General features: G+C 63.6%; 28 protein-coding genes and 1 tRNA gene. 16 read left to right on the top strand and 13 right to left on the bottom strand.

The genetic code is table 11. The features are described from left to right. The first annotated feature begins 25 nt into the window (after positions 1 to 25). Positions 26 to 346, top strand: coding sequence for a hypothetical protein (locus U873_RS0111525; protein ID WP_025128407.1), 321 nt, complete (start codon positions 26 to 28; stop codon positions 344 to 346). A gap of 101 nt (positions 347 to 447) precedes the next feature. Here U873_RS0111525 and U873_RS0111520 read toward each other — a convergent pair whose 3' ends face one another. Then, positions 448 to 879: a hypothetical protein gene (locus U873_RS0111520; RefSeq protein WP_025128406.1), complete on the bottom strand. Its 432-nt coding sequence runs from the start codon at positions 877 to 879 to the stop codon at positions 448 to 450. 250 nt (positions 880 to 1,129) lie between these two features. Between U873_RS0111520 and U873_RS0111515 the strand changes: the two genes are divergently transcribed. From U873_RS0111515 to gltS, 3 genes are read left to right on the top strand one after another with little or no spacing between them, the layout of a single operon-like run. Further along, positions 1,130 to 1,855: an IclR family transcriptional regulator gene (locus U873_RS0111515; RefSeq protein ID WP_025128405.1), complete on the top strand. Its 726-nt coding sequence runs from the start codon at positions 1,130 to 1,132 to the stop codon at positions 1,853 to 1,855. 18 nt (positions 1,856 to 1,873) lie between these two features. After that, complete coding sequence (gene hutG / locus U873_RS0111510; protein WP_025128404.1) at positions 1,874 to 2,812, top strand: formimidoylglutamase; 939 nt, start codon at positions 1,874 to 1,876, stop codon at positions 2,810 to 2,812. A gap of 57 nt (positions 2,813 to 2,869) precedes the next feature. Further along, positions 2,870 to 4,078: a sodium/glutamate symporter gene (gene gltS / locus U873_RS0111505; RefSeq protein WP_025128403.1), complete on the top strand. Its 1,209-nt coding sequence runs from the start codon at positions 2,870 to 2,872 to the stop codon at positions 4,076 to 4,078. Positions 4,079 to 4,086: 8 nt separating this feature from the next. Here the strand turns inward: gltS and U873_RS0111500 are convergent, their stop codons facing one another. Together U873_RS0111500 and U873_RS0111495 are read right to left on the bottom strand one after the other, a co-directional pair. Next, on the bottom strand, positions 4,087 to 5,064 hold the full coding sequence (locus U873_RS0111500; RefSeq protein ID WP_025128402.1) for an alpha/beta fold hydrolase: 978 nt from the start codon (positions 5,062 to 5,064) through the stop codon (positions 4,087 to 4,089). Positions 5,065 to 5,112: 48 nt separating this feature from the next. After that, the gene (locus tag U873_RS0111495) at positions 5,113 to 5,442 is read right to left on the bottom strand and encodes a hypothetical protein (protein WP_025128401.1); all 330 of its coding nucleotides are present in this window, start codon (positions 5,440 to 5,442) and stop codon (positions 5,113 to 5,115) included. Between the two features lie 124 nt (positions 5,443 to 5,566). Between U873_RS0111495 and U873_RS0111490 the strand changes: the two genes are divergently transcribed. Both U873_RS0111490 and U873_RS0111485 read left to right on the top strand, forming a co-directional pair. After that, positions 5,567 to 5,887, top strand: a complete 321-nt coding sequence (locus U873_RS0111490; protein WP_025128400.1) for an isochorismate lyase — start codon at positions 5,567 to 5,569, stop codon at positions 5,885 to 5,887. Between the two features lie 180 nt (positions 5,888 to 6,067). After that, positions 6,068 to 6,679, top strand: coding sequence for a hypothetical protein (locus U873_RS0111485; protein ID WP_025128399.1), 612 nt, complete (start codon positions 6,068 to 6,070; stop codon positions 6,677 to 6,679). Between the two features lie 192 nt (positions 6,680 to 6,871). Here the strand turns inward: U873_RS0111485 and U873_RS0111480 are convergent. The 5 genes from U873_RS0111480 to U873_RS0111460 all read right to left on the bottom strand — a co-directional run bounded on the left by U873_RS0111480 (position 6,872) and on the right by U873_RS0111460 (position 11,090). After that, positions 6,872 to 6,947: transfer RNA gene (locus U873_RS0111480), tRNA-Phe, on the bottom strand. A gap of 104 nt (positions 6,948 to 7,051) precedes the next feature. Beyond that, entirely contained in the window at positions 7,052 to 7,324 is a 273-nt protein-coding gene (locus U873_RS0111475; protein WP_025128398.1) for an oxidative damage protection protein, read from the bottom strand. Further along, a complete protein-coding gene (gene mutY, locus U873_RS0111470) occupies positions 7,321 to 8,388 on the bottom strand; it encodes an A/G-specific adenine glycosylase (RefSeq protein WP_025128397.1) in 1,068 nt (355 codons plus the stop codon). Before mutY ends, U873_RS0111475 begins: the two co-directional genes overlap by 4 nt. After that, entirely contained in the window at positions 8,385 to 10,610 is a 2,226-nt protein-coding gene (locus U873_RS0111465; protein WP_025128396.1) for an AsmA family protein, read from the bottom strand. The genes mutY and U873_RS0111465 overlap by 4 nt, the downstream gene beginning before the upstream one ends. Before the next feature lie 81 nt (positions 10,611 to 10,691). Next, on the bottom strand, positions 10,692 to 11,090 hold the full coding sequence (locus U873_RS0111460; RefSeq protein ID WP_025128395.1) for an acetyl-CoA sensor PanZ family protein: 399 nt from the start codon (positions 11,088 to 11,090) through the stop codon (positions 10,692 to 10,694). A gap of 387 nt (positions 11,091 to 11,477) precedes the next feature. On the opposite strand from U873_RS0111460, the gene U873_RS0111450 reads away from it, so the two are divergent. From U873_RS0111450 to U873_RS0111420, 7 genes are all read left to right on the top strand, one after another. After that, a complete protein-coding gene (locus U873_RS0111450; RefSeq protein WP_025128393.1) occupies positions 11,478 to 13,139 on the top strand; it encodes an OFA family MFS transporter in 1,662 nt (553 codons plus the stop codon). A 211-nt stretch (positions 13,140 to 13,350) separates the two neighbouring features. Beyond that, positions 13,351 to 13,944 (top strand): imidazoleglycerol-phosphate dehydratase HisB, encoded by a 594-nt coding sequence (gene hisB / locus U873_RS0111445; protein WP_025128392.1) that lies wholly within the window; start codon positions 13,351 to 13,353, stop codon positions 13,942 to 13,944. Further along, on the top strand, positions 13,944 to 14,582 hold the full coding sequence (hisH, locus tag U873_RS0111440) for an imidazole glycerol phosphate synthase subunit HisH (protein WP_025128391.1): 639 nt from the start codon (positions 13,944 to 13,946) through the stop codon (positions 14,580 to 14,582). Before hisB ends, hisH begins: the two co-directional genes overlap by 1 nt. Beyond that, positions 14,582 to 14,836: a DUF2164 domain-containing protein gene (locus U873_RS0111435; RefSeq protein WP_029978342.1), complete on the top strand. Its 255-nt coding sequence runs from the start codon at positions 14,582 to 14,584 to the stop codon at positions 14,834 to 14,836. The genes hisH and U873_RS0111435 overlap by 1 nt, the downstream gene beginning before the upstream one ends. A gap of 102 nt (positions 14,837 to 14,938) precedes the next feature. Then, positions 14,939 to 15,688 (top strand): 1-(5-phosphoribosyl)-5-[(5-phosphoribosylamino)methylideneamino]imidazole-4-carboxamide isomerase, encoded by a 750-nt coding sequence (gene hisA, locus U873_RS0111430; RefSeq protein ID WP_025128389.1) that lies wholly within the window; start codon positions 14,939 to 14,941, stop codon positions 15,686 to 15,688. 87 nt (positions 15,689 to 15,775) lie between these two features. Further along, positions 15,776 to 16,546, top strand: a complete 771-nt coding sequence (gene hisF, locus U873_RS0111425) for an imidazole glycerol phosphate synthase subunit HisF (RefSeq protein ID WP_025128388.1) — start codon at positions 15,776 to 15,778, stop codon at positions 16,544 to 16,546. A gap of 63 nt (positions 16,547 to 16,609) precedes the next feature. Then, on the top strand, positions 16,610 to 17,365 hold the full coding sequence (locus tag U873_RS0111420) for an ABC transporter substrate-binding protein (RefSeq protein WP_025128387.1): 756 nt from the start codon (positions 16,610 to 16,612) through the stop codon (positions 17,363 to 17,365). Positions 17,366 to 17,470: 105 nt separating this feature from the next. Here the strand turns inward: U873_RS0111420 and U873_RS0111415 are convergent, their stop codons facing one another. From U873_RS0111415 to gpmI, 5 genes are all read right to left on the bottom strand, one after another. Next, a complete protein-coding gene (locus U873_RS0111415; protein ID WP_025128386.1) occupies positions 17,471 to 18,277 on the bottom strand; it encodes a divergent polysaccharide deacetylase family protein in 807 nt (268 codons plus the stop codon). A gap of 115 nt (positions 18,278 to 18,392) precedes the next feature. Further along, positions 18,393 to 19,703, bottom strand: a complete 1,311-nt coding sequence (locus U873_RS0111410) for a S41 family peptidase (RefSeq protein WP_025128385.1) — start codon at positions 19,701 to 19,703, stop codon at positions 18,393 to 18,395. 31 nt (positions 19,704 to 19,734) lie between these two features. Further along, a complete protein-coding gene (locus tag U873_RS0111405; RefSeq protein WP_025128384.1) occupies positions 19,735 to 21,021 on the bottom strand; it encodes a murein hydrolase activator EnvC in 1,287 nt (428 codons plus the stop codon). Positions 21,022 to 21,240: 219 nt separating this feature from the next. Continuing rightward, positions 21,241 to 22,155 carry a DUF1460 domain-containing protein gene (locus tag U873_RS0111400; protein WP_025128383.1) on the bottom strand — a complete coding sequence of 305 codons (915 nt, stop codon included), beginning with the start codon at positions 22,153 to 22,155 and terminating at the stop codon, positions 21,241 to 21,243. A gap of 272 nt (positions 22,156 to 22,427) precedes the next feature. Beyond that, complete coding sequence (gene gpmI, locus U873_RS0111395) at positions 22,428 to 23,963, bottom strand: 2,3-bisphosphoglycerate-independent phosphoglycerate mutase (protein ID WP_025128382.1); 1,536 nt, start codon at positions 23,961 to 23,963, stop codon at positions 22,428 to 22,430. A gap of 163 nt (positions 23,964 to 24,126) precedes the next feature. Here gpmI and U873_RS0111390 point away from each other — a divergent pair, with 163 nt between their 5' ends. From U873_RS0111390 to secB, 3 genes are read left to right on the top strand one after another with little or no spacing between them, the layout of a single operon-like run. Further along, entirely contained in the window at positions 24,127 to 24,540 is a 414-nt protein-coding gene (locus U873_RS0111390; protein WP_025128381.1) for a rhodanese-like domain-containing protein, read from the top strand. Next, the gene (gene grxC / locus U873_RS0111385; protein WP_025128380.1) at positions 24,540 to 24,794 is read left to right on the top strand and encodes a glutaredoxin 3; all 255 of its coding nucleotides are present in this window, start codon (positions 24,540 to 24,542) and stop codon (positions 24,792 to 24,794) included. Before U873_RS0111390 ends, grxC begins: the two co-directional genes overlap by 1 nt. Before the next feature lie 42 nt (positions 24,795 to 24,836). Beyond that, positions 24,837 to 25,319, top strand: a complete 483-nt coding sequence (gene secB / locus U873_RS0111380) for a protein-export chaperone SecB (protein ID WP_025128379.1) — start codon at positions 24,837 to 24,839, stop codon at positions 25,317 to 25,319. Positions 25,320 to 25,345: the final 26 nt, after the last annotated feature.

The following is a 25,345-nucleotide window of genomic DNA, read 5'->3' as shown; positions in this document are numbered from 1 at the left end:
AAAAAAGGGCGGCAAGGAGACGCGCATGGCGTTCACTAAAATCATCTTCAAAAACCCGAACACCGGAGCCATCAAGGAAGCGCCAGTTGGTTTCTCCTGGACCGTGTTCTTCTTCGGCTTCATCCCGGCGCTGTTTCGCGCTGACTGGAAATGGGCTGCCATCATGTTCCTGCTGGCCATGTTCACCTTCGGCCTGAGCAACCTGGTGTTCATGTTCATCTACAACAAGCTGTATGTGCGTGACCTGATCGGCTCGGGCTTCAAGGCCCAGTCCATCGCCAGCGGCGACCTGAACTTCGCCAGCTCGCGCATCGGCATGGAAATCCCTCGGCTGGAAGCGGCCTGAGCATCAGGCCGGCTCTCGAGCTGAAACAGAAAAGGGCGCATTCATTGCTGAATGCGCCCTTTTTTCATGCCTGAATCCAGGCAAGCCTCAAGCCTTGAGCTTCAGGCTTCAGGTTTTGCGTTTTGCTCTTCAGGGCTGAACAGGGCCTGGGAGGCGGCGAGGTAGTCGGCCTGGAAGGCTTCGGACTCGATCCAGGCCAGGGCTGTGGCTTCGTCGGCTTCGGTGGACCAGTTGCGGTACTCGATCAGGGCCGCAAGGATGAAATCCGTCGCGCCTTGTTCACCTTCCTGCTCATACACCAACTCCAGCAGCGGGTCCGCGAGGAAGGCTTCGCACAGGGCTTGCTGGCTGGTCTTCTCGGCATTGCGCATTTTCACGAACAGCTCGGTCAGGTCCACCGACTCGAAATCCAGGCGCTGGTCATTGGGGTCCAGGTCGGCTTCCGAGGTCGGAGCGGTGCGCTTGGCGCGGTTCTGCTTGGCCTTGGCTTTGGCCCGGGCGGCACGTTTGTGTTGTTTGTCCAGAGAGGCCATCGGCGTCTTACCTTGTTGCGAAGAAGTTCAGCACGGGCCTGGCGGCAGGCTCGCGGCATGTCAGGCGGGCAAGGATGCCAGTAAATCCGCGATCCGGCATCTGCCGCCGAGCCGCAGCCAGGAACTGCAGGCTGGATGAATAGCCCGCGGGTGCCCGGGTGCTGGGTCTTTTGTCGGGTTTTTCCCATTCAGTGGGAATCCGATTTCATTCGCCGGGAAACTCCATGCACCATGGCCGCAAGAGGCCGCTATGAACTACAACACGCCGACTGACCGCTTACTGCAAATTCTCGTGGCCCTGGGGCAATCCCCCGAGGCGATGTCCGCCAAGGCCTTGTCGCAGGATCTGCAGCAGCCCTTGAGCAGCACCTACCGTCACCTCAAGACCCTGTTGCGCTGGGGGCTGGCCGAAGACAACGGCCAGGGCCGTTATGTGCCCGGGCCGACCTGCCTGCAACTGGCGAAGAAATTCGACCGTGAAGGCTTGCTGGTGACCCTGGCCAAGCCGGAGCTGAAGCGCCTGGCCGAACTCAGCCAGGAAAGCGTGGCGCTGATGGTGCCGAGCAACGGGCAGGCGATCTGCATCGAGCTGGTGGACAGCCCCCAGCCCCTGCGCTGCTGCTATCAGAAGGGCTTGGCCCAGCCATTGCTGCTGGGGGCTTCGGCCCGGGTCCTGCTGGCCTACATGGAGCCTGAGCGCAGCCTGCCGATCCTGCAGCAGCAGGGCATCGAGCAAGCCGAGTATCCGCGCTACCTGGAAGGGTTCGCGGCGATCCGCCAGGCCGGCCATGCGGTCAGCCTGAGCGAGATCGATGAAGGGATCTGGGGTGTCAGCGCGCCGTTGCTCGACAGTCGCGAGCGCTTGCAGGGCGCCATCAGCCTCATGGCGCCGGCCTTTCGTGCCGAGCAGAACCGCGAGCGGCTGATCCGCTGGACCCGTGAAGCGGCGCAGCGCCTGAGCGCCCGGCTTGATTGAATTGACTGGAGCAACCCGATGACGATCCACATTCCCATGCACCTGTGGCAGGGCCGCACCGACCTGGCCGAAGGCGCTGCTGCGCGGCGCTGGCACCAATGGGTGCAGCCCGAGGCGCCCGGGCAGGCGGCCGGTGTCGCCTTGCTAGGGCTGGCCTGTGATGAAGGGGTCAAGCGCAACCAGGGGCGCAGTGGTGCCCGCCAGGGGCCTGAGGCCCTGCGCGTGGCCCTGGCCAACCTGGCCTGGCACGGCAGTTGCGGCTTGTACGATGCCGGTGATGTGAGCTGCCAGGGCACCGAGCTGGAAGCGGCGCAGCGGGATTACGCCCAGCGCCTCAGCCAGTTGCTGGATCAAGGGCATCTGCCTCTGGGGCTCGGTGGCGGTCATGAAATCGCGTTCGCCAGTTTCAGCGGCCTGGCCCGGCACCTGGAGCGCCAGGCGCTTCGTCCGCGGATCGGGATTCTCAATTTCGATGCGCACTTCGACCTGCGTCATGCAGCCCAGAGCAGTTCGGGAACCCCGTTCCGGCAGATCGCCGAGTACTGCCAGGCGGCGGACCTGCCCTTCAACTATTGCTGCCTGGGGGTCAGTGAGTTGAGCAATACCCAGGCACTGTTCGACCAGGCCCGGCAGCTCAAGGTGCGCTACCTGCTGGACCGCCAGATGCAGGGCTGGAACATGCCGGCGATCGAGGCCTTCCTCGATGGGTTTCTCGACGGTATCGATGTGCTCTACATGACCTTGTGCCTGGACGTACTGCCCGCCAGCCAGGCTCCCGGGGTCAGTGCCCCGTCGGCCCACGGCGTCGATGTCCAGGTGGTCGAACACCTGGTCCGGCGCGCCCAGGCCAGCGGCAAGCTGCGGGTCGCCGATATTGCCGAACTCAATCCCGGGCTGGATCACGACCAGCGTACGGCTCGCGTGGCCGCGCGCCTGCTGGCCAGCCTGATTCACTGACGGGGCGCAGAACCCCGCTGACCGACACCCCAACGACAAGAAGAAGAGATACCAAGCATGCTGACTTTTGAACTGGACGCGCTGACCACGCTGGCGCTGGCCCTGATCCTGCTGGGGGTGGGCGCGCAGCTGAAAAAACGCAGCCGCTGGCTGACCCAGCTCTGTGTGCCGTCACCGGTGATCGGTGGTTTCGGCTTTGCCCTGATCGTCTGGTTGCTGCGGGACCAGCAACTGTTGGCCATCAAGCTCGACACGGCGATCCAGACGCCCTTGATGGTGGCCTTCTTCACCACGGTCGGCCTGGGCGGCAGCCTCGGCCTGCTGCGCCGGGGCGGCAAGATCCTGTTCGTCTACCTGGGGGCCTGCTGGTCCCTGGCGCTGCTGCAGAACCTGGTAGGGGTCGGCACGGCCAAGGCGCTGGGCATTGATCCGCTGCTGGGCATCATGGCCGGGGCGGTGTCCCTGGAAGGCGGTTTCGGTGCTGCCGCGGCCTTTGGTCCCATCGCCGAGAACCTCGGTGCGGTCGGCGCCACCACCGCGGCGCTGGCAGCGGCAACCTTCGGCATGGTGGCTGGCGGCCTGCTGGGCAGTCCCTTGGCGCGCTGGTTGATCGAGCGCAACAAGCTGGTGATCCAGGCCGACCAGGTCAGCAGCCTGCAGCACCTGGAAGGCGCTGCGAGCACGCCGGTCGCTCCGCTGGATGCGCCGACCCTGTTGCGCCTGCTGACCTGCATCCTGGTGATCATGGTGCTGGGCTTCTGGATGGGCAGCGCCCTCAACCAGCACCTGGGGATTGTCCTGCCCAGCTATGTCGGCGCGATGTTCGTGGCGATCATCCTGCGCAACCTCAATGACCGCGCCCAGGTCGTCGAGATTCCCGACAGCGCCGTGAGCACCGTGGGCGATGTGTGCCTGGGAGTGTTCCTGACCATGGCCATGATGAGCCTGAAGTTCTGGGAGCTGGAGCAACTGGGGCTGCCGTTGCTGGTGATCCTGGTGGTGCAGGTGCTGATCATGGTCCTGCTCTGCGTGTTCGTGCTGTTTCGCCTGTTCGGCGGCAACTACGACGCCGCGGTGCTGTGTGCCGGGTTCATGGGCCATGGCCTGGGCGCGACGCCCAATGCGGTGGCCAACATGGGAGCGATCTGCGACCACTACAAAGTGTTTTCCTATAAGGCCTTCATCATCGTGCCGCTGTGTGGTGCGGTGCTGATCGACATCGTGGCGATCCCGATCATCACTTGGTTCATCAACGCCTTTGCCTGAATCCAGGTTCAGCGAGGGCGTGGCACCTGGCGCCCGGGGCTCTGGCGATCCAGCTCGCCGTGGCGCAGCCAGGCCAGGGCCAGGGGCCAGAGCCGGGTCTGGAAGCGGCTGTGGAAGAAGGCGAAATGGCCGATCTCGGTTTCGCCGATGTCTGCAGGGTCGATGCGCAGGTGAGTGCATGGGCTGTTGCGGTAGTAGCCCAGCAGGCGCTCGATGGCCGGGATGGTGCCGAAGGGGTCGTCGCTGACGCTGATGGCCAGCATTGGCGCCGTGACTCGACTGAACGGCAGTGAGTCCTCGTGGCCCTGGAGGGTTCTGCCACTGGGGCGGCCCTCGTAGCGCGAGTGCGGAGTGCACCAGTCACTGACCACTCCGGCCGGGGTGTCTTCCATCCAGCCCAGGCGCTTGCCGGGAAAGTAGCCGTAGAACCAGGTCAGTAGGGGCATCAGCAGGTGCCACTTGCCGAGCATGCGCCAGCGCAGCTTCGGGGCGTAGTCGCGCCAGTAGGCGAACTGCGCGCCCATGGTCACCACCCGCCGGACCACCCCCGAAGAGGCGCCAAGGCCCACTGCGCAGCCGCCAAAGCTGTGGCCGACCACATCGATTGGCTGGCCGGGAAACTCGCGCTGAGCGCGCTTGAGGATGGCCTCGTAATCCAGCGTGCCCCAGTCCGACCAGGAAGCCTTGAAGCCCTTGAGCGAGGCTGGGCGCGATTCGCCGATGCCGCGGTAGTCGTAGGTCATGACATCGAAGCCATGGGCGAACAGATAGTCGGCAAAGCGAAAGTAATAGCGGCAGCGCACCGAGGTGGCGGCATTGATGATCACCACGGCGCGGCCAGGGGCCGGCTGGGCATGGCGCCAGGTAAAGCCGCCCAGCATCACGCCGTCCTGCGCAGGCTCGCTGAAGGTTTCGCTGGGGCCGCTCACAGGTTCGATGACGGCAGGGCGGGTGGCTGGCAGGTCGGTTGGGGGCAGCAGGGACATGGGCGGTTGTTCCTGGGTGGCTGGAGCGGGGCGGGGCCGCGACCGCGCTCAGCGACGGTTTTTTTGTGCGTTCATTAATACCCGGCCGATCCACAGCGCGGCAACTGCCAGTGCTCCCAGCAGCAGGGTGGAGGTGCCTTGCCAGAGCAGCTCGAAGTAGAACTTGGTGGGCTGCAGCGCCTGGCTGTAGGCGAGCTTCGGGCCGGCGCGGTTGCTGGTGACGATCTGGCCGTCGATCAGTGCGCTGATCAGTGTCCAGCCCAGCAACCCGGTGAGCGCCAGCAGCGCGCAGCCGATCAGCAGGAACAGCCAGGCTCCACTGCGGGTTGTTTCGGGCTTGGGGTGGGGCAGGGGGACTCGGGTCTTCTTCTGGCTCACGGCAGGCAGGTCCTTTGCGGCATCAGGGGCGCGGTGCCTGCAACTTTACTCCCAGGCGGGCCCATGGGAATAATCCGGGCCCGGTTGGGTCCGGGTGTCCCTATTGGTCGATGGAGCCTTGAGCATGGAAGTGAAGAATCAAATGAGCCCGGAGCAATGCCAGGGCATGGACGATATCCGCCGGGAAATCGATGCCCTGGATCGGGCCGTCATTGCCTTGCTGGGCGCGCGCTTCCAGTACGTGCTGGCGGCTTCGAAGTTCAAGACCTCGGCGGCTTCGGTGCGTGCCGAGGAGCGATTCAACGCCATGCTCGCTACCCGCCGCGAGTGGGCGCGGGCTGAAGGCTTGAATCCGGACGCCATCGAGAAAATGTACAGCGACCTGGTCAAGCACTTCATCGAGCAGGAGCTGCGCCATTGGCAGGCCGCCCAGCCATCAGCCTGAGCTGGTGAGGCTGGGCTGTCGCGGTCCAGGCGTTTGCCGCGCACAACCGGAGGTTGGGTCGAGCAGGAACAGCTCCAGCGGACGGCTCGCTGCGATGAGCATGAGGCGCGGCTTTCATGGCCAGATGATGGAGGCTGTCTAGTACTATGGCCGTCCCTTTTCCAGCGGTCGATTCCCCCCATGCCTGAGTACCAGCCAACTGCTGACAATGGGCGCATCCAACTGTTTGCCACCCACCTCAGCCTGTGGGCTGACGGTGTGGAGCTGGCGACCCTGGCCACGCCCGAGAGGAAGCCCTTTCGGGTGTTGCGCTATGGCTGGGTGCTGCTGGTTGCAGGCTTGCTTGGCGCGGTGGCGCTGGGCAACCAGGCGCTGGCGCTTGGCTTTGGCGCCTTGATCCTGTTTGTGCCGCTGATGGTCCTGGGGATCGCCGGACGGCTGTACCCGCCGGCTCGTGCCGATGCCTGGTTCGATGCCCACGGCCTGCACCTGGTGTGCGGTACACGGCAAGCCCCGGGCAGCGTTTATCAGTACTTCATTCCCTTTGCCGACATTTCCCGTGTGGCGACCCTGGATCAGTCCATCGACCTCGGTTGGCGAGGGCAGGTGCAGTACCGCACCTATCTTGTCGAGAGCCAGCAGGTCTTCGCCGGGCCGACAAGCATCCACATCAGTACCCAGGGCAGTCTGGGCGCGCTGCGTGCGGTGCTCGAGCGTCTTCAGCGGTTGCCCGCGGCGGCGCACATTGTCGTGCCGCCGACCAGGCATTACCCGGTGCCGTCCAGCTCGTAACCCGTCTGAGCGCCATTGCGCAACGTCAACCAGATCGAGCGGTTGCGGATCGCCAGGGCTGCGGTGCCGGATCTGTGTGGTGGGGGGTAATGGCTGGAGGATGGGCCTGAATTACAGGCAACAAAAAACCCGCACTAGGCGGGTTTTTTGGTTGCTTTCACGTGGTGTAGAACACCACCTGAAAACTGAAGGTGGTGCCCAGAGACGGAATCGAACCGCCGACACGGGGATTTTCAATCCCCTGCTCTACCGACTGAGCTATCTGGGCAACGGGGCGCATTAAACGGGTTTTTCGGGGGGGCGTCAAGCAAGTTTTGAAAAAAAGTTTAATTATTACCGCCGCTTACGGCCCGACCCCGATTTTCCGCGGGTTTACTCCGCTGGCGGCACGTAGCCTTCGGCCTTGGCGTATTCCTCGCCGGAGAAGTACTTGTCCATTTCCGCCTGGAGGAATTTGCGGTCCTCGGCGTTCATCATGTTCAGGCGCTTTTCGTTGATCAGCAGGGTCTGGTGTTTCTGCCAGTCGGCCCAGGCCTTGGCCGAGACGTGTTCGAAAATATCCTGGCCCTTGGCGCCGGGGTACGGAGGGCGTTCCAAACCTGGCAGTTGTTCTTGGTACTTGCGGCACATTACGGTGCGGGTCATGACGACTCTCCTGCATTCAAGACTTCGGCCGCGCGCTTGAGCAGCTTCTTCACCGGGGCGGCAAGGCCCAGGCGCGGCGGGGTGGCGAGGTTATACCAGAGCCAGTCGGCCTCGGCGACGTGCAGCGCCGACTCTTCGACCCGGATCAGCCAGGGCTCGATGGCCAGTTGGAAGTGGCTGAAGGTGTGGACCAGCCCGGGCATCTCCTGCTTCTGGCCCAGTTCCAGGGAATGCTGCAGGGCCAGGTGCTGGATATCGTCCAGGTCATCCAGTTCCGGCAGGCTCCACAAGCCGCCCCAGAGGCCGCTGGAGGGCCGTCGGTACAGCAGGATGGCGCCATCGCGGTTGGCTAGCATCGGCATCAGGGTGCGCTTCTGCGGGACTTCCTTGCGCGGCTTGGGAATCGGGTAGCGGGTTTCCAGGCCGAGCATGTGGGCTTCGCAGCCGCGCTCCAGGGGGCACAGCAGGCAACTGGGCTTGCTGCGGGTACAGAGGGTGGCCCCCAGGTCCATCATCGCCTGGGTGTAGTGGTTGACCCGGCTGTGGGGGGTGAAACGCTCGGCGGCGGCCCACAACTGTTTGGCCACCTTGGGCTCGCCCGGGTAGCCCTCCTGGGCGGTGAAGCGCGCCAGCACCCGCTTGACGTTGCCGTCGAGGATCGGTGCCCGCAGGCCCATGCTGATGCTGGCGATGGCGCCGGCGGTGGACAGGCCGATGCCCGGCAGCTCGGTGAGCTGCTCCACGTCCCGGGGAAACTCACCGCCGTATTCGGCCATGACGATCTTCGCGGTCTTCTGCAGGTTGCGCGCCCGGGTGTAGTAGCCCAGGCCGGTCCACAGGTGCAGTACTTCGTCTTCCGGGGCTTCGGCCAGGGCCTGCACCGTGGGCAGGGAGGCCATGAAACGGTCGAAGTAGTTGAGCACGGTGCTGACCTGGGTCTGCTGCAGCATGATCTCCGAGACCCACACCCGATACGGGTTGATGCCCTGTTGCCAGGGCAGGTCGTGGCGGCCATGGCGGTCGTACCAGTCCAGCACCGCCGGTGCAAATGCCTCGGCTCTCATCGCTTGAACAGCCCCTTGAGTGCGTTCTTCAGTTCCGGGCTGACCTTGTCACCGAGCTTCTCGTCGATCTTGTCCTTGAGGCGGTCGCCGGCCAGCTTGGCCGCGACCTGGCCCAGGCCGTCCTTGTCCAGGCGGCAGGCCTTGGCCCCGAGCTCCAGCGGGCCCCGGCAGCGCAGCGGCAGCTCGATGCCCTTGAAGCGTTCGCCCACCTGGCAGGCCGGGTCCGGGTTGGCGCTCAGGTCGCCCTCGACGATGATGCCGACCCGGTAGTCCATGCCCAGCACCCGCAGGTCGAGGTCGCCATTGCCGTTGACGGTCATGCCGGGGATGCGCACTTTCAGGTCCGGGTTGCTGGCTACGCCGTTGCGCAAGGTCAGGTTGCCCTTGAGCTCCTGGAACGGGGTGTCCTTGCCACGGGGTGTGCTGCCCAGGTTCTTGCGGTTGAGCACGGCGATGCCCTGGCACAGTTGCTGTTCCAGGTTGGCATTGAGCAGTACGCCATTGTTGATGACGAAACTGGCCGTGCCGTTGAGGCTGTCGATCAGTGCCTTCTGGCTGTTGCCGCTGCCGCTCAGGTTGCTGTTGAGCGTCACCAGGCCCTTGACCGGAGGCTTCTGCCCCTGGCTTTCGAGGATGCGCTCCACGGGCACCCGGGTGATCTTGGTCTGCAGGCTCAATTGCGGGGTGCTGGGGCGCAGGTCCAGGTTGCCGCTGGCGTCGAAGCTGCCGTTGTACAGCTCACCGCGGAGGCTGGAGAGTTTCAGCAGGCCGCCCTGGCCGCTGGCCTTGAGGGCGGCGTTGTGGATCGGTAGTTGGTCCAGGGTCAGTTGGCCGAAGCTCAGGTCGGCATCGACATCGAGCTTGCTCAGGCGCTCCACTGGCAGCAGCCGGTCGGTGCTCCAGGCGCCCTTGGTCGGGGCGTTGGGCAGCGGTGTGGTGCCGGCCCCGGCCATGGCGTCGGCTTCGCTGCTTTGCACTTCGGCCTTGCGCGCGCTGGCGGCGCTGTTGGCCTCGGCGGATTTGGGTGGCAGGTAGCGGTCGACATTGAAGGTGTCGCCCTTGAGCTGGACGCGCAGAGACTGCTTGTCGAAGTCCTCGACGGCCAGGCGGCCGCTGAAGGTGCTGTCGTCGAGCTTCAGGTTAAGGTCTTCCAGGGCCAGGCTGGTGGGCGTGCCCTGTAGGCGGCTGACCAGCTCGACCTTGCTCAGGCTGCCTTCGGCCATGGCTGGCAGGGTCTGGCCGATACTGTCGACGAACTTCGCCAGGTCGAACTGGGCGATGGACAGGCCACCGCTGATCTGCGGGGTCTTGTCCAGGTCATTGACCTTCAGCTCGCCCAGGGCGCGCAGCTGGTTGAGGGAGACCTTGAGGCCGGTCCATTGGCCGACGTTGGCAGCCTGGTCCAGCAGCAACTGGCCCTGGGCGGCGAAGGTGACGGTCTTGCCTTGCAGCGGATCGCCGGCCACTTCGCCGGACAGGCGCATGTCTTCGAACTGGTAGCGCTGCAGCGCGCGGTCGAAGCGCAGCTCGCCATTGAGTTCGGTGCGCACGCGCACCGCTGGCTGGCTGCTGGCCAGGAAGGCGGTGAGCTTGACCGGGGTGTTGGTGGCTTCGTGGATCGGGCCGGTGCTCAACTGGATGCTTTCGGCGGTGAATTGCTTGCCGGTCTGCTCATCGTTGTATTCGATCCGGGCGTTGTTCACCGTCAGGCTGTCGATGTCCAGGCGGATCGGCTGCGCGGGTTTTTCCGGGGCTGGGGTGGCCTGGCCGGTTTCGGCGGTACTGGTGGCGGGGATCTCGGCCTGCTTGTCGGCAGGGGCTGCCTTGCCGATGTCCTGCCAGTTGCCGTGGCCGTCCTTGTCGCGGTTCAGACGCAGGTTCAGGCCCTCGACCCGGACGTCGCTCATCTGCACTTCACGGCGCAGCAGGGGCAACACGCGGACCGACAGTCCAAGCATCTGCAGGTCGGCGAAAGGCTGGGTCGGGTTGGCCAGGGTCGCGACCCCGGCGTCATGCAGTTCCAGGCCAAGCCAGGGGAACAGGCTCCAGCCGATGTCGCCATTGAGCGTCAGCTCGATGTGGGCCTTGTCGCGGGCAATCTGGCGAATCTCGTCTTTGTAGTCGTTGGGATCAAACAGGTGGGTCAGGGCAAAGCCCAGAGCCACGATGATCAGCAACAGCCCGAGAATTACCAGACCCAGGATTTTGCCGAACGCTTTCATGGGCGAGTCCTTGTATGTCGAATTCAAAATTTAGCCGGGGAGTATAGCGCCCTGAACCTGGCGACTGGTCACCCAATGCGCTTACAGATTTTTCAACGCCAGCTGCAGTTTTGCCGCCAGGGCCCGGGCTTGCGGGTCTCCGGTGGGGGCCAACAGATGCAGGGTGGCGCCTTGTGCCAGGGCAATTTTTTGCGCCTCGCGCACCAGGCGCTCGGCGATGCCGCGACGCCGGGTGATCTTGCGCACACAGAGTTGGGACAGGTGCCAGCCGCCCGAGTGCCGTTGCAGGCGCGCTGCCCCCAGCAGCCGCTCGTTGAGGCGAGCGACGACCAGCTCGCCGCCCAGCAGGCCGTGCTCGATCAGTTGCAAGGCATCGCCATGGGGCGCGAGCAGCCAGTGCGGGGCGTCCTGGTGGATTTTCTGCAGGTCCTGCTGATCCTGGTAGCTGGCGTTCTGCAGGGGTTCGACAACGATGGTCATGGGGGCCTCCTGGTGGAAGAAGGAAGGGGCGGGGCCGTTTGCCGGCTTGCCAGCAAGAAGGGAGATTTGGGCCCAGGTGGCGGTCAACCAAGGGCTCGCGCGGTTATCGGTGGCAAGGACGCTTGCTCCTGCCTGGTTGGCCGGCGTTCCGGGGCGTGCTTCCTGGCCGGCCGCGGCGCTGGAGCAGTCGCTGTAAAAAAGCTGATGTCAGTCTGGTTTTTTAGCCGGGCGCAAATGGTAACCTCTCGCGGTTCGTCCGTCCTTCTGCGACTTAATGTCGCGTCTGCTCGCAAGGGAGCTTTACTCAATAGAACGACCGCGCCTGCGTGCCAAGGTCGTCGTAGGGGAGTGGCCGATGAACAATTCTAATAATTGGGGGAAACATCCATGAGCACTAGCAACGCGGCGGCCAGTCCGTCTGCTCAGCCAGCGTTCTTGTCCAAAGAACGCATCATCGCCAAGCCCGGTTTCAACCGCTGGCTGGTACCACCGGCCGCTCTGGCCATTCACCTGTGCATCGGCATGGCCTACGGCTTCTCGGTGTTCTGGCTGCCACTGTCCAAGGCCCTTGGCATCAGCGCGCCGGTGGCCTGCGCGCCGGACATGGGGTTTATCGCCCAGGTCTTTTCATCCCAGTGTGACTGGCCGATCTCCATGCTCGGCTGGATCTACACCCTGTTCTTCATCTTCCTCGGCTGCTCGGCGGCGATCTGGGGCGGCTGGCTGGAACATGCCGGCCCGCGCAAGGCCGGTGTGGTGTCGGCACTGTGCTGGTGCGGCGGCCTGCTGATCTCCGCGCTGGGGGTCTATACCCACCAGATCTGGCTGATGTGGATCGGCTCCGGGGTGATCGGCGGTATCGGCCTGGGCCTGGGCTACATCTCCCCGGTGTCGACCCTGATCAAGTGGTTCCCGGACAAGCGCGGCATGGCCACCGGCATGGCGATCATGGGGTTTGGCGGCGGTGCCATGGTCGGTGCGCCGCTGGCGGCGGCCCTGATGGGCCACTTTGCGACCCCCACCAGCGTAGGCGTATGGCAGAGCTTCCTGGTGATGGCCGCGATCTACTTCGTGTTCATGATCGGCGGTGCGTTGACCTATCGGGTCCCGCCTACCGGCTGGAAGCCTGAAGGCTGGAGCGCTCCGGCGAAAAAGGCCGCCAATGCGATGATCACTCACCGCCATGTGCACGTGAATGTGGCGTGGAAGACCCCGCAGTTCCGCCTGGTGTGGCTGGTGCTGTGCCTCAACGTTTCGGCGGGTATCGGCATTCTCGGCATGGCTTCGCCGCTGCTGCAGGAAGTGTTTGGCGGCAAACTGCTGGGCAACGACCTGGCCTTCGGCCAACTGGACGCCGGGCAACTGGCGTCGATCGCCGCCATCGCTGCGGGCTTCACCGGCCTGCTGAGCCTGTTCAACATCGGCGGGCGCTTCTTCTGGGCATCGTTCTCCGACTACCTGGGCCGCAAGAACACCTACTTCGTGTTCTTCGCCCTGGGCTTTGCCCTGTACGCGCTGATTCCGAACCTTGGCCACCTGGGCAACATCGCCCTGTTCGTGGCGGCGTTCTGCATCATCCTGTCGATGTACGGCGGTGGTTTCGCCACAGTGCCGGCCTACCTGGCGGACCTGTTCGGCACGCAGATGGTCGGTGCGATCCACGGTCGCCTGCTGACGGCCTGGGCTGCGGCCGGGGTGCTGGGGCCGGTGCTGGTGAACTACCTTCGCGAGTACCAGCTGAGCATTGGCGTCGAGCGCGCCGCGGCCTACGACATCACCCTGTACATCCTCGCCGGCCTGCTGGTGCTGGGCTTCCTGTGCAACCTGCTGGTGCGCCCGGTGGCCGACAAGTACTTCATGACCGACGAGCAACTGGCCGCCGAACAGGCGATGGGCCACGACAAGGGGGCTGACAGCAGTGTCGTCCTGGAGTGGAAGGCCTCGTCGGCGAGCCTGCCAGTGGTGATCGCCGCCTGGCTGGCCGTGGGCATTCCCCTGGCCTGGGGCGTGTGGGTCACCCTGCAAAAGACCGCGGTGCTGTTCCACTAGGCCGTGGTTGGATGCTGGAGGAACAGGGCGCTTGCGCCCTGTTCTGCTTTCTGGGGCTACCGGCGCAGCTTCCCGCTGGCTTGTCATGACAGGTACAGCCCCGCAGCCATTGGTTCGCGCCGGTCAGGAGATTGTCCGTCATGTTTCTGTTTGGCCGCCTGCGGGCCTATACTATTCGCCTTTTTCGCCCAATGATTTTGCGGAGCTGGTGATGGCCGAACGTAAGGCATCTGTCGAGCGCGACACTCTGGAGACCCAGATCAAAGCCTCGATCAACCTGGATGGCACCGGAAAGGCCCGATTCGATATCGGCGTTCCCTTCCTTGAGCATATGCTGGACCAGATCGCCCGACACGGGCTGATCGACCTGGATATCGAGAGCAAGGGCGACCTGCATATCGACGACCACCACACCGTGGAGGATGTCGGTATCACCCTGGGCCAGGCGTTCGCCAAGGCCATCGGCGACAAGAAGGGCATCCGCCGCTATGGCCACGCCTACGTGCCGCTGGATGAAGCCTTGTCCCGCGTGGTGATCGACTTCTCCGGCCGCCCCGGCCTGCAGATGCACGTGCCGTTCACCCGCGCCACCGTGGGTGGCTTCGACGTCGACCTGTTCCAGGAATTCTTCCAGGGCTTCGTCAACCATGCGCTGGTCAGCCTGCACATCGACACCCTGCGCGGCACCAACACCCACCACCAGATCGAGACCGTGTTCAAGGCCTTCGGTCGTGCACTGCGCATGGCGGTGGAACTGGACGAGCGCATGGCCGGCCAGATGCCGTCGACCAAGGGCGTGCTGTAATGCAGACCGTCGCCGTCATCGACTACGGCATGGGCAACCTGCACTCGGTAGCCAAGGCCCTGGAACACGTAGGGGCCGGCAAGGTACTGATCACCAGCGACGCGGCGGTGATTCGCGAAGCCGACCGGGTGGTGTTTCCCGGGGTGGGCGCGATCCGCGACTGCATGGCTGAAATCCGCCGCCTGGGGTTTGATGCCCTGGTGCGGGAAGTCAGCCAGGACCGTCCCTTCCTGGGGATCTGCGTGGGCATGCAAGCCCTGCTGGAGCACAGCGAAGAGAACGACGGCGTCGACTGCATCGGCCTGTTTCCCGGCCAGGTGAAGTTCTTCGGCAAGGGCCTGCATGAAGACGGCGAGCACCTCAAGGTGCCGCACATGGGCTGGAACGAGGTGAAGCAGGCGGTGGACCATCCGCTGTGGCACAGCATCCCGGACCTGGCGCGTTTCTACTTTGTGCACAGCTACTACATCAACGCCGGCAATGCCCGGCAGGTGGTGGGTGGCGGTCACTACGGCGTGGATTTCGCCGCGGCGCTGGCCGAGGGCTCGCGCTTTGCCGTGCAGTTCCACCCGGAAAAGAGCCACACCCATGGCCTGCAGTTGCTGCAGAACTTTGCTGCCTGGGACGGTCGCTGGTAATGGCCAAGAAAAAACCGCCGATCCTGACCCTCACTCCCGAACAGGAGAGCGAGGCCAATCACAAGATCAAGCGGTTCATGGAGGATCGCTTCGAGCTCGACCTGGGTTCGTTCGAGGCCGCCGAGATTCTTGAGCTGTTTACCCGGGAAATTGCTCCGCACTATTACAACAGAGCGATTTTCGATGTGCAGACGCACCTGAAGGAGCGCTTCGAGAGCATCGAAAGCGACCTCTGGGCGCTCGAAAAGAACTAGGGCAGCGGCAAGCTTCAAGCTGCAAGCTGCAAGAAGTAGAAACACGTGCCTGCTTGCAGCTAACCGCTTGCAGCTTGCAGCTCTTTTGACGAAGGAAAAAGCATGCTGATTATTCCCGCTATCGATCTCAAAGACGGTGCTTGTGTGCGTCTGCGCCAGGGCCGCATGGAAGACTCCACGGTGTTCTCCGATGACCCGGTGAGCATGGCTGCCAAGTGGGTCGAAGGCGGTTGCCGTCGTCTGCACCTGGTGGACCTCAATGGCGCCTTCGAAGGTCAGCCGGTCAATGGCGAAGTGGTTACCGCGATCGCCAAGCGCTACCCGAACCTGCCCATCCAGATCGGTGGCGGCATCCGTTCCCTGGAAACCATCGAGCACTACGTCAAGGCCGGTGTCAGCTACGTGATCATCGGCACCAAGGCGGTGAAGGATCCGCAGTTCGTCGCTCAAGCCTGCCGTGCATTCCCGGGCAAGGTGATTGTCGGCCTGGACGCCAAGGACGGTTTCGTCGCCACCGACGGCTGGGCCGAGATCAGCACCGTGCAGGTCATCGATCTGGCCAAGCAGTTTGAAGCCGACGGCGTGTCCGCCATCGTTTATACCGACATCGCCAAAGACGGCATGATGCAGGGCTGCAACGTGCCCTTCACCGCAGCCCTGGCGGGCGCGACCAGGATTCCGGTGATCGCCTCCGGCGGCATCCACAACCTGGGCGACATCAAGACCCTGCTGGACGCCAAGGCGCCAGGAATCATTGGCGCCATCACCGGCCGGGCGATTTATGAGGGCACCCTGGATGTGGCAGAAGCCCAGGCTTTTTGTGATGGCTACGCGGCCAGCAGCAAGGCATAAGCGGCAAGCGGCAAGTGGGACGCGTGGCTGCTATCCGCTCTTGCTTGTCGCTTGAAGCTTGTCGCTTCTTAATCGGAGATTAAGTCTATGGCGTTAGCCAAACGCATCATCCCTTGCCTGGACGTGGACAACGGCCGGGTGGTCAAGGGCGTCAAGTTCGAGAACATTCGCGATGCCGGCGACCCGGTGGAAATTGCCCGTCGCTACGATGAACAGGGTGCCGACGAGATCACTTTCCTCGACATCACCGCCAGCGTCGACGGCCGTGACACCACGCTGCATACCGTCGAGCGCATGGCCAGCCAGGTGTTCATCCCGCTGACCGTGGGCGGTGGCGTACGCACCGTGCAGGACATTCGCAACCTGCTCAACGCCGGCGCGGACAAGGTCTCGATCAACACCGCCGCGGTGTTCAACCCGGAGTTTGTCGGTGAGGCCGCGCAGCATTTCGGCTCCCAGTGCATCGTGGTCGCCATCGACGCGAAGAAGGTCTCCGGCCCGGGCGAAACCCCGCGCTGGGAAATCTTCACCCACGGCGGGCGCAAGCCTACCGGCCTTGATGCGGTGCAATGGGCAAAGAAAATGGAAGGCCTGGGTGCCGGTGAGATCCTGCTCACCAGCATGGACCAGGACGGCATGAAGAACGGCTTCGACCTCGGGGTGACCCGGGCCATCAGCGATGCCCTGGGCATTCCGGTGATCGCCTCCGGCGGTGTCGGCAACCTCCAGCATCTGGCCGACGGCATCATTGAAGGCCACGCCAGCGCAGTGCTGGCGGCGAGCATTTTCCACTTCGGTGAATACACGGTACCCGAGGCCAAGGCCTACATGGCCCAGCGCGGGATCGTTGTGCGATAGCCACTGGACAGCATGGCGGGCTCACGGCACTCTTGAGCACGCCATGGATTCAGGTAGCCCGTTATGTTCAAGCGTCTTCTTGTGGTTGTCGCCAGCGTCTCGCTCCTTCTTGGCGGCCTAGCCCGCGCTGCTGAAACCGCCGGCACCTCCCTGGTGCTGCTGACGGAAAACTTCCCCCCCTACAACATGGCCAAGAACGGCAAGAACTTCGCCCAGGACGAGAACATCGACGGCATCGCGGTGGACATCGTCCGCGAAATGTTCAAGCGGGCCGAGGTCAACTACAGCCTGACCCTGCGCTTCCCCTGGGAGCGCATCTACAAACTGGCCCTGGAACAGCCGGGCTACGGCGTGTTCGTCATGGCGCGGCTGCCGGACCGGGAAAAGCTCTTCAAGTGGGTCGGCCCCATCGGCCCGGATGACTGGATCATGCTGGCCAAGGCGGGCAGCAAGATCAGCCTCGAATCCCTGGAGCAGGCGCGCCAATACAAGATCGGCGCCTACAAGGGCGATGCCATTGCTGAAACCCTGACCAAGCAGGGCCTGGCGCCCCAGGTGGTGCTGCGTGACCAGGACAATGCGAAGAAGCTGGTATCGGGGCAGATCGACCTGTGGGCCACCGGTGACCCGGCGGGACGCTACCTGGCCAAGCAGGAAGGTGTCAGCGGCCTCAAGACCGTGCTGCGCTTCAACAGTGCCCAGTTGTACCTGGCCCTGAACAAGGACGTGCCCGACGAGGTGGTGGCCAGGCTCCAGGCCGCCCTCGACGCGATGCGCAAGGAAGGACTGGTAGAAGAAATCATGGGGCGCTATCTCTAGAGATCAGCGGCAAGTTGCAAGCAGCAAGCTACAAGTAACAGCCGGTCGGCGGCGCTTTGGGTTTGGCTTTGGCTTGCAGCTTGAGGCTTGCCACTTGGCGCCGCCCTATCTGTACTTGCCGTTCTTGCCGTGAGCCGCTGTGGCCTGGTTGCTGCGCAGGCTGATCATTGACTTGATATCGATCCACTCGATGCCCTGGGCCTTGAGCTTGGGCAGTTCGCGTTCAAGCACCGCCAGGGTCTGCGGGTAGGGATGGCCGATCATCACCGCCGTACCCTGTTTGTGGGCCAGCTTGATCGCGGTCAGCAGTTGCTGGGCAATCGCCGCTTCGGTGCGCTCGTCATCCAGGAACACGTCCCGGGACACACTGGCCAGGCCGATCTTCTGTGCCTCGGCGGCGGCCACGGTCTGCGCGCTGGTGCGGCTGTCGACGAAGAACTTGTGCCGGCGCTGCAACTCACTCATCAGCCAGGCCATGGCCGGACCTTGAGCGGTCATGCGGCTGCCCATGTGGTTGTTGATGCCGCTGGTGTAGGGCACGGCCTGGAAGGCGGCATCCAGGCGTTTGTGCAGCTCTTCGATGGGCAGCTCCGGGTGCCAGGCGAAAGGCCCGGTGGCCGGGTCCATGGGCATGTGCAGGATGACGATCTTGCCGGCGCGATGGGCTTCCCGGGCGAACTCGGCGGCGTGGGGGGTGTCGGGCATGATGGCCGTGGTCACCGGGCCGGGCAGGGCCAGTACACGGCGGTCCCGGGGCAAATTCTGCCCGAGGTCGTCGATGATCAGGCTCAGGTAGGCCTTGGGGGCCGCGGCTGTGGGTTCGGCGGCTTGGCTCGCAAGGGGCAAGAGACACAGCAGGCTGAGCAGCGGGGCCCGGAGTGAGCGGAACAGGGGGGAGCAGCGGGAAATCATCGGGATCGGGATCAGGCCTTTAGGGGGATGGGCGCCCTGGCGGGCGCTTCGCTGGCGAGCCAGCTCCTACACAAGCCGGCTCCTGTAGGAGCCGGCTTGCCGGCAAAGGGTTCAATCATTTGCCGCGGGTGATGCTCAACCCCTTGAGCAGGCTCAGGGCCTGGGCCAGCTGGTAGTCGTCATCCTGGGGCATCGGCTTGGCCTTGCTCGCCGAGCTGCTTGGCTTGTCGGCACCGCCGTTGCCGTTGCCCAGGTGACCCTGGAGGTCGGCTTCCTTGAAGTACTCGCCGTCCTGGGATTCGCTGGTGATCTTGGCGCGGCGCACCTCGATATCCGGGACGATGCCCTGGGCCTGGATCGAACGGCCGTTGGGGGTGAAGTACAGCGCGGTGGTGATCTTCAGCGCCCGGTCGTTGTTCAGCGGCAGCACGGTCTGTACCGAGCCCTTGCCGAAGCTGGTGGTGCCCATCAGCACCGCGCGTTTCTGATCCTGCAGGGCGCCGGCGACGATTTCCGAAGCCGAGGCGCTGCCACCGTTGATCAGCACCACCATCGGCACGGCTTCGCTTTCGTCCTTGCCGGTGGCAGAGAAGCGCAGCTCGGAGTTGGCGATGCGGCCCTTGGTGTAGACGATCAGGCCCTTGGTGATGAAGTGGTCGACCACTTCCACGGCGGCCTGCAGCACGCCGCCCGGGTTGTTGCGCAGGTCGAGGATGATGCCGTTGAGCTTCTTGCCGTTGTCCTTGCGCAGCTTGGCCAGGGCCTTGGAGACTTCCTCGCCGGTCTTGACCTGGAACTGGGTGATGCGGATGTAGCCGTAGCCCGACTCCAGCAGCTGGCTCTTCACGCTTTTCACCTGGATGGTGGCGCGGGCCAGGGTCACGTCGAACGGCGTGCCGCCATCGCGCACCAGGGTCAGGGTGATCTTCTGGCCGATCTTGCCGCGCATCTTGTCCACGGCTTCGGTCATGGTCTGGCCGCGGGTCGGCTGGCCGTTGATCTTGACGATCAGGTCGCCGGCCTGGATCCCGGCCTTGGATGCAGGAGTGTCGTCGATCGGCGAGACCACCTTGATGAAGCCGTCTTCGGCGCCAACTTCGATGCCCAGGCCGCCGAACTCGCCGCTGGTGCTTTCCTGCAGCTCGGCAAAGTCCTCAGGGCCCAGGTAGGCCGAGTGCGGATCGAGGTTGCTGAGCATGCCCTTGATGGCGTTCTCCAGCAGGGTCTTGTCGTCCACAGGCTCCACATAGGCGGCCTTGATGCGGTCCATGACTTCGGCAAAGGTGCGCAGTTCTTCCAGCGGCAAAGGTGCCTTGGTGGTCGCGGCGGTGGCTGATTGAGCGGTTTCGGCGGCAAACGCCAGAGGCGCTCCGATCACCAGGGCGATCGTCAGGGCCAGCGAGGTAAGGCGGGACAAATGCAGCATGTCGAACGAACTCCTAATTTAGATGCGACGCTTATCCTTGCGCGTGGCACCACTGTGCCGGGTCGCTGGGGCGGCCCTGCTGACGAATTGCAAAGTACAGCGCAGGAGTGTCCTGTCCGCCACTATTACCCACAGTGGAGATGGACTCTCCGGCCTTGACCACATCACCGGCTTCCTTGAGCAGCGTCTGGTTGTGCCCGTAAAGGCTCAGGTAGCCGTTGCCGTGATCGAGGATCACCAGCAGCCCGGCGCCCCGCAACCAGTCGGCGAACACCACCCGGCCACCGTGCACGGCGTGCACCTGGCTGCCGGCGGCGGCGCTGATCATCACGCCATCCCACTTGGAGCGGGAGTCGTCGCCACGGGTTTCACCAAAGCGTGCCAGCAATCGACCATCAACGGGCCATGGAAGTTTTCCCCGGGACGAAGCAAAAGCGCCGCCAAAGGACGGGCCGCTGCTGGAAACCAGGGCGCCAGGGGTTGATCTGGCCGGCTTGCGCGGTGCATCGCTGGCGTCGGCCTGGGCCTCACGCAAGCGCTTTTTTTCGGCTTCCTGCTGGGCAATCAGCGCTTTTTGACGCGCTTCCTCTGCCTCGCGGGCCTGGCGTGCCAGGGTTTCTTCAATGGTTTTCAGCACCTTGCCCAGGTCGGCCTGGTCCTGCTCGCGGGCCTTGAGCTTGTCGTCCCGGGCCTTCACGTCGTTGTTGAGCTTGGCCAGGGCCAGCTGACGCTCCTTGCGCACCTTGTCGAGTTCTTCACGCTGGGTGTCGAGGCTGCTTTTCTGCACCAGCAACTGGGCCTGCTGCAGGGAAATGTCTTTTTCCACATTGGCCAGCTGGCGCAGGGTCTCGTTGAAGTTCTTCAACTGCTCCAGGCGCGCCTGGCTCAGGTAGTCGTAATAGGTCAGGGTACGGGCGAATTTTTCCGGATTCTGCTGGTTGAGCAGCAGCTTGAGGTATTCCTGGCGGCCGTTCTGGTAGGCGGCGCGGGCCTGGATGGCGATCAGTCGTTGCTGTTCAGTGCGCGCGCTCTGGAGTTTTTTTTTCTCCTCATCGAGTCGCTGCAGCTCGGATTCGCTTTTCTTCAGCTCTTTTTGCAGGGCTTCGACCTGTTTCTCCAGCTTGCCCATCTCGGTCTCGGTGCCGCGCAGTTCTTTCTGCACACCGGACTTTTCTTCCTGCAGTTTGCCCAGGAGCTTTTTCAGCTCGGCAATGTCCTGACGCGTGGCGTCCAACTGTTGTTGGGTTTGCGCGCGCTCATCGGCGAAAGCCGGTTGGAGCAGGCAGATCAGGGCAAGGGTAATCAGGGCGCGAAGCATAGAGGCGGGCGACACCAGGGAAAGGGACGGTCTAGTATGCCCGCCCATCGCTGCAAAAAAAACGCCTCAAAGCCAACTGCTTTGAGGCGTTCGTCATAAAAAGCCGTTTCCGGGCGGTTATTGGGCCTTTTGCTATCAGGGGGCGGGCGATTGCCGCCCCAGGCGGTGATGGAGTGCGGCCCATTGCTGGAGCGCGCAGTGGCTGAGCGCCGTCGGCCATCAACCCTGAACAGGGGCCGGGTCCGGGGCTGCCGGCGCTTCATTTTGCGCGGCCGCCGGTTGTCCCGGTGCCTGGTCGTCCTGTCGGGTGCGCAGCACCACGATGCCCGGGATGTGCTGCACGTACTCCATGAAAGGTGCGTCCATGACCTGGCGCTGCATTTTCTTGGACGAGGCATTGCGCAGCACTGGGCCTGCGGCGGTCCTGACAAAGAGCCCGGTATGGGTCACGTCCAGGCCCGGAAGGTCGGTGTAGATACCGATGTAGTCGCCGGTCTGCAGGCGGCTGAGCAGTTGCTCGTCGATCGAGGTGCTGGGTATGTAGGTAATCTCGCGTTCGACCAGGGGCAGGCCCGGCAGGTACAGGTTTCCGTTGGCCTGCTGGTTGAGGTGTTTCGTCACGGTCACCGAGTCGCTGCTCAGTTGCGCGGTCAGGTCGTCGGTCAGCGGGTGTCCGGCATGGGCCCAGTCGGTGAAGAAGTGCCGGCGCTTGACGAAGTTCACCTCTGTGTCCTGGTAGCGGGTCTGGATCAGGTTGTGGATGAAGCTGTCTCGGTCGGTGGACTTGCGCACCGCCTCGACGTAGTCCAGGTAGGTGAAGCAATCCAGGCCCCTGAAGTCGACCACCAGTTTTTCGGCCGTGGTTGCCGAACCTTCCAGCCGGCCCGCGGCATAAGGCGTGTGCATGAATTCCCGCGAGATCCGCTCGTTGAGCTGTCCCGTGGGGGCGGAGCCCGCCTGGTGGCGGATCTCAAGCAGCTTGCCCAGTTTCTCGGAGGTGTAGGCATCCATTGCTACCTGGGGCAGCCGGGCCTGGGGTGCAACCGCGTCAGCCTGGGTTTTGGATTCGACGTGACCAGGGTGTGCGCAACCTGCCAGGACGGATGCTAAAAAAATCATGGCGGTCTTGTTCATTCGCTTTCCCTTGTGCGCCAGCGGCTCCAATTGATAATTGTTTGCATTTATAAAGCGATAGCAAAGATTGCGCTACCTGAATTCGCCCATCGGCTGGAGAAATTGCCGGCTGCCCTCGTTTTGCAGGGCGATGGCAGCGACGGTGGCAGGTTTGGTCGTCGCTGGTTGAATCGTGCTCGGGGCTGGCCTGGCCGCTTTCCAGGCAGGCCCGATGCAAAAACGCCCGATACCAGGTATCGGGCGTTGCCAGGGGGCGCAGGCGTTGGCCTGTCTCAAGCGTCCAGCAGTATCGACTTGCCGGTCATCTCTGCGGGCTGAGCAAGGCCCAGCAGCTTGAGCATGGTGGGCGCCACGTCCGCCAGGACTCCGCCCTCGCGGACCTTCAGCGGACGCTTGCCGACATAGATGAAGGGCACCGGTTCGGTGGTGTGGGCGGTGTGGGCCTGGCCGGTGGACTCGTCGGACATCTGCTCGACGTTGCCGTGGTCGGCGGTGATCAGCGCTTCGCCGCCCACCTTCTCCAGGGCGTCGACAATGCGGCCGACGCACAGGTCCAGGCATTCCACGGCCTTGACCGCCGCGTCGAACACCCCGCTGTGGCCAACCATGTCGCCGTTGGCGTAGTTGACGATGATCACGTCATAGCGCTGGTGCTCGATGGCATCGACGATCTTGTCGGTGACTTCCGGGGCGCTCATTTCCGGCTGCAGGTCGTAGGTGGCGACTTTCGGCGACGGGATCAGGATGCGCTCTTCCCCTGGGAACGGCTCTTCACGGCCGCCGGAGAAGAAGAAGGTGACGTGGGCGTACTTCTCGGTCTCGGCGATGCGCAGCTGGGTCTTGCCGTTTTTCGCCAGGTAGTCGCCCAGCACGTTTTCCAGGCTGCCCGGAGCAAAGGCCGAGGGGGCGGGGATGCTGGCAGCGTACTGGGTGAGCATGACGAAGCCGGCCAGCTTTGGCTGACGCGCACGTTCGAAGTCCTTGAAGTCGTTCTCGACGAAGACCCGGGTCAGTTCGCGGGCACGGTCGGCGCGGAAGTTCATGAACACCACGGCGTCGCCGTCCTCGACCTTGACCGGCTCGCCGATGGTGGTGGCCTTGACGAATTCGTCGCTCTCTTCACGTGCGTAGGCGGCTTGCAGGCCTTCCTGGGCGCTGGCGGCGCTGAACTGGCCCTGGCCGTTGACGATCAGGTTGTAGGCCTGGGCCACGCGGTCCCAGCGGTTGTCGCGGTCCATGGCGAAGTAACGGCCGATCAGGCTGGCGATGCGGCCCTTGCCCAGGGTCTTGAAGGTTTCATCCAGCAGTTCGATGGACGACTGGGCGCTTTTCGGCGGGGTGTCGCGGCCATCGAGGAAGGCATGCAGGTAGATCTTCTCGGCGCCGCGCTTGAAGGCCAGTTCAGCCATGGCGATCAGGTGGTCCTGGTGGCTGTGTACGCCGCCGTCGGACAGCAGGCCGAGGATGTGCACCGCTTTGCCGGCATCCACCGCCTTGTCCACGGCCGCGCAAATGGTCGGGTTCTCGAAGAACTCGCCGTCACGGATGGCCTTGGTCACCCGGGTGAAGTCCTGGTACACCACGCGGCCGGCACCGAGGTTCATGTGGCCGACCTCGGAGTTGCCCATCTGCCCGTCCGGCAGGCCCACGTCCATGCCCGAGCCCGAGATCAGGCCGTTGGGCATGCTGGCGCACAAGCGGTCCAGGACTGGCTTCTTCGCTGCGTAGACGGCGTTGGATTCGTGGCTTTCGCTGTGACCGAAGCCATCCAGAATCATCAGGACCAAAGGTTTAGGCGTGGTAGTCATGGCGTCCACTCGTGGCTGGATAGGAAAGAGTTGAAAAGGAGGTGTTGAAAAAGGGAGTGGCAGTTTAATGCGAAGTTCCGGTGGCGTCACCGCCGGGCGGGGTTTGGCCGACCCTGAGGGCTGTGTATACTGGCCGACATTTTAACGCCCTGGAACCTCCTAGATGGTTGCTCACCTGATTCAATTCGTCACTGAACACTACTTGCTCGCCGGTGCCTTCGCTATCCTGCTGGCCCTGTTGATCGCCCATGAATTGAGCCGCGGCGGCCGCAGCCTCAGCACCCGCGAACTGACCGCGCTGGTCAATGGTGAGCAGGGCGTGGTGATCGACCTGCGTCCGTCCAAGGACTTCGCGGCCGGGCATATCGTCGGCGCGCTGAACATTCCCCAGGACAAGCTGATGTCGCGCATCGGCGAACTGGAGAAGCACAAGGCCAAGACCATCATCTTGGTGGATGCCCAGGGCCAGCACGCTGGCACCCACGCTCGCGAGCTGATGAAGTCCGGCTTCACCGCGGCCAAGCTGTCCGGTGGTATCTCCAGCTGGAAAGCCGACAACCTGCCATTGGTGAAGTAATGTCCAAGGTCATCGTCTACTCCAGTGATTACTGCCCTTACTGCTCGCGGGCCAAGCATCTGCTCGGGAGCAAAGGCGTAGCCTTCGAAGAGATCAAGGTCGATGGCAAGCCCCAGGTGCGCGCCGATATGGCCCAGAAGGCCGGACGCACGTCCGTGCCGCAGATCTGGATCGGTGCCACCCACGTAGGTGGTTGTGATGATTTGTTTGCCCTGGAGCGCGCCGGCAAGCTCGACGCGCTGCTGGCGGCCTGAAACTCCTAACCCTATAGACCTAAAGATCAAGAAGGATCTGAGATGACTGAGCAACAGAACACTGCCGCTGCCGAAGACGAAACCGCACCGCAATTCTCCCTGCAGCGCATCTATGTGCGTGACCTGTCCTTCGAAGCGCCGAAAAGCCCGGCGATCTTCCGTCAGCAGTGGGAGCCAAGCGTCGGCCTGGACCTGAACACCCGTCAGAAGGCTCTGGAAGCCGACTTCCACGAAGTGGTGCTGACCCTGTCCGTGACCGTGAAGAACGGCGACGAAGTGGCCTTCATCGCTGAAGTGCAACAGGCCGGTATCTTCCTGATCAAGAACCTGGACGAGGCTTCCATGAGCCACACCCTGGGTGCCTTCTGCCCGAACATCCTGTTCCCTTACGCTCGCGAAGCCCTGGACAGCCTGGTGACCCGTGGTTCGTTCCCGGCCCTGATGCTGGCTCCGGTGAACTTCGACGCGCTGTACGCCCAGGAACTGCAGCGCATGCAGTCCGCCGGCGAGAACACCGTTCAATAAGAGCGTCGCCCGTGCATGAAAAAAGC

It is taken from the genome of Pseudomonas sp. PH1b (assembly GCF_000633395.1).
GTDB lineage: Bacteria > Pseudomonadota > Gammaproteobacteria > Pseudomonadales > Pseudomonadaceae > Aquipseudomonas.
This window is presented reverse-complemented; position numbering and strand designations above follow the sequence as displayed.

What these genes read in the sequence shown, in the direction of transcription:
- U873_RS0111525 (WP_025128407.1), top strand. Translation starts at nt 26, where the DNA reads ATGGCGTTCACTAAAATCATCTTCAAAAACCCGAACACCGGAGCCATC.
- U873_RS0111520 (WP_025128406.1), bottom strand. Translation starts at nt 879, where the DNA reads ATGGCCTCTCTGGACAAACAACACAAACGTGCCGCCCGGGCCAAAGCC.
- U873_RS0111515 (WP_025128405.1), top strand. Translation starts at nt 1,130, where the DNA reads ATGAACTACAACACGCCGACTGACCGCTTACTGCAAATTCTCGTGGCC.
- hutG (WP_025128404.1), top strand. Translation starts at nt 1,874, where the DNA reads ATGACGATCCACATTCCCATGCACCTGTGGCAGGGCCGCACCGACCTG.
- gltS (WP_025128403.1), top strand. Translation starts at nt 2,870, where the DNA reads ATGCTGACTTTTGAACTGGACGCGCTGACCACGCTGGCGCTGGCCCTG.
- U873_RS0111500 (WP_025128402.1), bottom strand. Translation starts at nt 5,064, where the DNA reads ATGTCCCTGCTGCCCCCAACCGACCTGCCAGCCACCCGCCCTGCCGTC.
- U873_RS0111490 (WP_025128400.1), top strand. Translation starts at nt 5,567, where the DNA reads ATGGAAGTGAAGAATCAAATGAGCCCGGAGCAATGCCAGGGCATGGAC.
- U873_RS0111485 (WP_025128399.1), top strand. Translation starts at nt 6,068, where the DNA reads ATGCCTGAGTACCAGCCAACTGCTGACAATGGGCGCATCCAACTGTTT.
- U873_RS0111475 (WP_025128398.1), bottom strand. Translation starts at nt 7,324, where the DNA reads ATGACCCGCACCGTAATGTGCCGCAAGTACCAAGAACAACTGCCAGGT.
- mutY (WP_025128397.1), bottom strand. Translation starts at nt 8,388, where the DNA reads ATGAGAGCCGAGGCATTTGCACCGGCGGTGCTGGACTGGTACGACCGC.
- U873_RS0111465 (WP_025128396.1), bottom strand. Translation starts at nt 10,610, where the DNA reads ATGAAAGCGTTCGGCAAAATCCTGGGTCTGGTAATTCTCGGGCTGTTG.
- U873_RS0111460 (WP_025128395.1), bottom strand. Translation starts at nt 11,090, where the DNA reads ATGACCATCGTTGTCGAACCCCTGCAGAACGCCAGCTACCAGGATCAG.
- U873_RS0111450 (WP_025128393.1), top strand. Translation starts at nt 11,478, where the DNA reads ATGAGCACTAGCAACGCGGCGGCCAGTCCGTCTGCTCAGCCAGCGTTC.
- hisB (WP_025128392.1), top strand. Translation starts at nt 13,351, where the DNA reads ATGGCCGAACGTAAGGCATCTGTCGAGCGCGACACTCTGGAGACCCAG.
- hisH (WP_025128391.1), top strand. Translation starts at nt 13,944, where the DNA reads ATGCAGACCGTCGCCGTCATCGACTACGGCATGGGCAACCTGCACTCG.
- U873_RS0111435 (WP_029978342.1), top strand. Translation starts at nt 14,582, where the DNA reads ATGGCCAAGAAAAAACCGCCGATCCTGACCCTCACTCCCGAACAGGAG.
- hisA (WP_025128389.1), top strand. Translation starts at nt 14,939, where the DNA reads ATGCTGATTATTCCCGCTATCGATCTCAAAGACGGTGCTTGTGTGCGT.
- hisF (WP_025128388.1), top strand. Translation starts at nt 15,776, where the DNA reads ATGGCGTTAGCCAAACGCATCATCCCTTGCCTGGACGTGGACAACGGC.
- U873_RS0111420 (WP_025128387.1), top strand. Translation starts at nt 16,610, where the DNA reads ATGTTCAAGCGTCTTCTTGTGGTTGTCGCCAGCGTCTCGCTCCTTCTT.
- U873_RS0111415 (WP_025128386.1), bottom strand. Translation starts at nt 18,277, where the DNA reads ATGATTTCCCGCTGCTCCCCCCTGTTCCGCTCACTCCGGGCCCCGCTG.
- U873_RS0111410 (WP_025128385.1), bottom strand. Translation starts at nt 19,703, where the DNA reads ATGCTGCATTTGTCCCGCCTTACCTCGCTGGCCCTGACGATCGCCCTG.
- U873_RS0111405 (WP_025128384.1), bottom strand. Translation starts at nt 21,021, where the DNA reads ATGCTTCGCGCCCTGATTACCCTTGCCCTGATCTGCCTGCTCCAACCG.
- U873_RS0111400 (WP_025128383.1), bottom strand. Translation starts at nt 22,155, where the DNA reads ATGAACAAGACCGCCATGATTTTTTTAGCATCCGTCCTGGCAGGTTGC.
- gpmI (WP_025128382.1), bottom strand. Translation starts at nt 23,963, where the DNA reads ATGACTACCACGCCTAAACCTTTGGTCCTGATGATTCTGGATGGCTTC.
- U873_RS0111390 (WP_025128381.1), top strand. Translation starts at nt 24,127, where the DNA reads ATGGTTGCTCACCTGATTCAATTCGTCACTGAACACTACTTGCTCGCC.
- grxC (WP_025128380.1), top strand. Translation starts at nt 24,540, where the DNA reads ATGTCCAAGGTCATCGTCTACTCCAGTGATTACTGCCCTTACTGCTCG.
- secB (WP_025128379.1), top strand. Translation starts at nt 24,837, where the DNA reads ATGACTGAGCAACAGAACACTGCCGCTGCCGAAGACGAAACCGCACCG.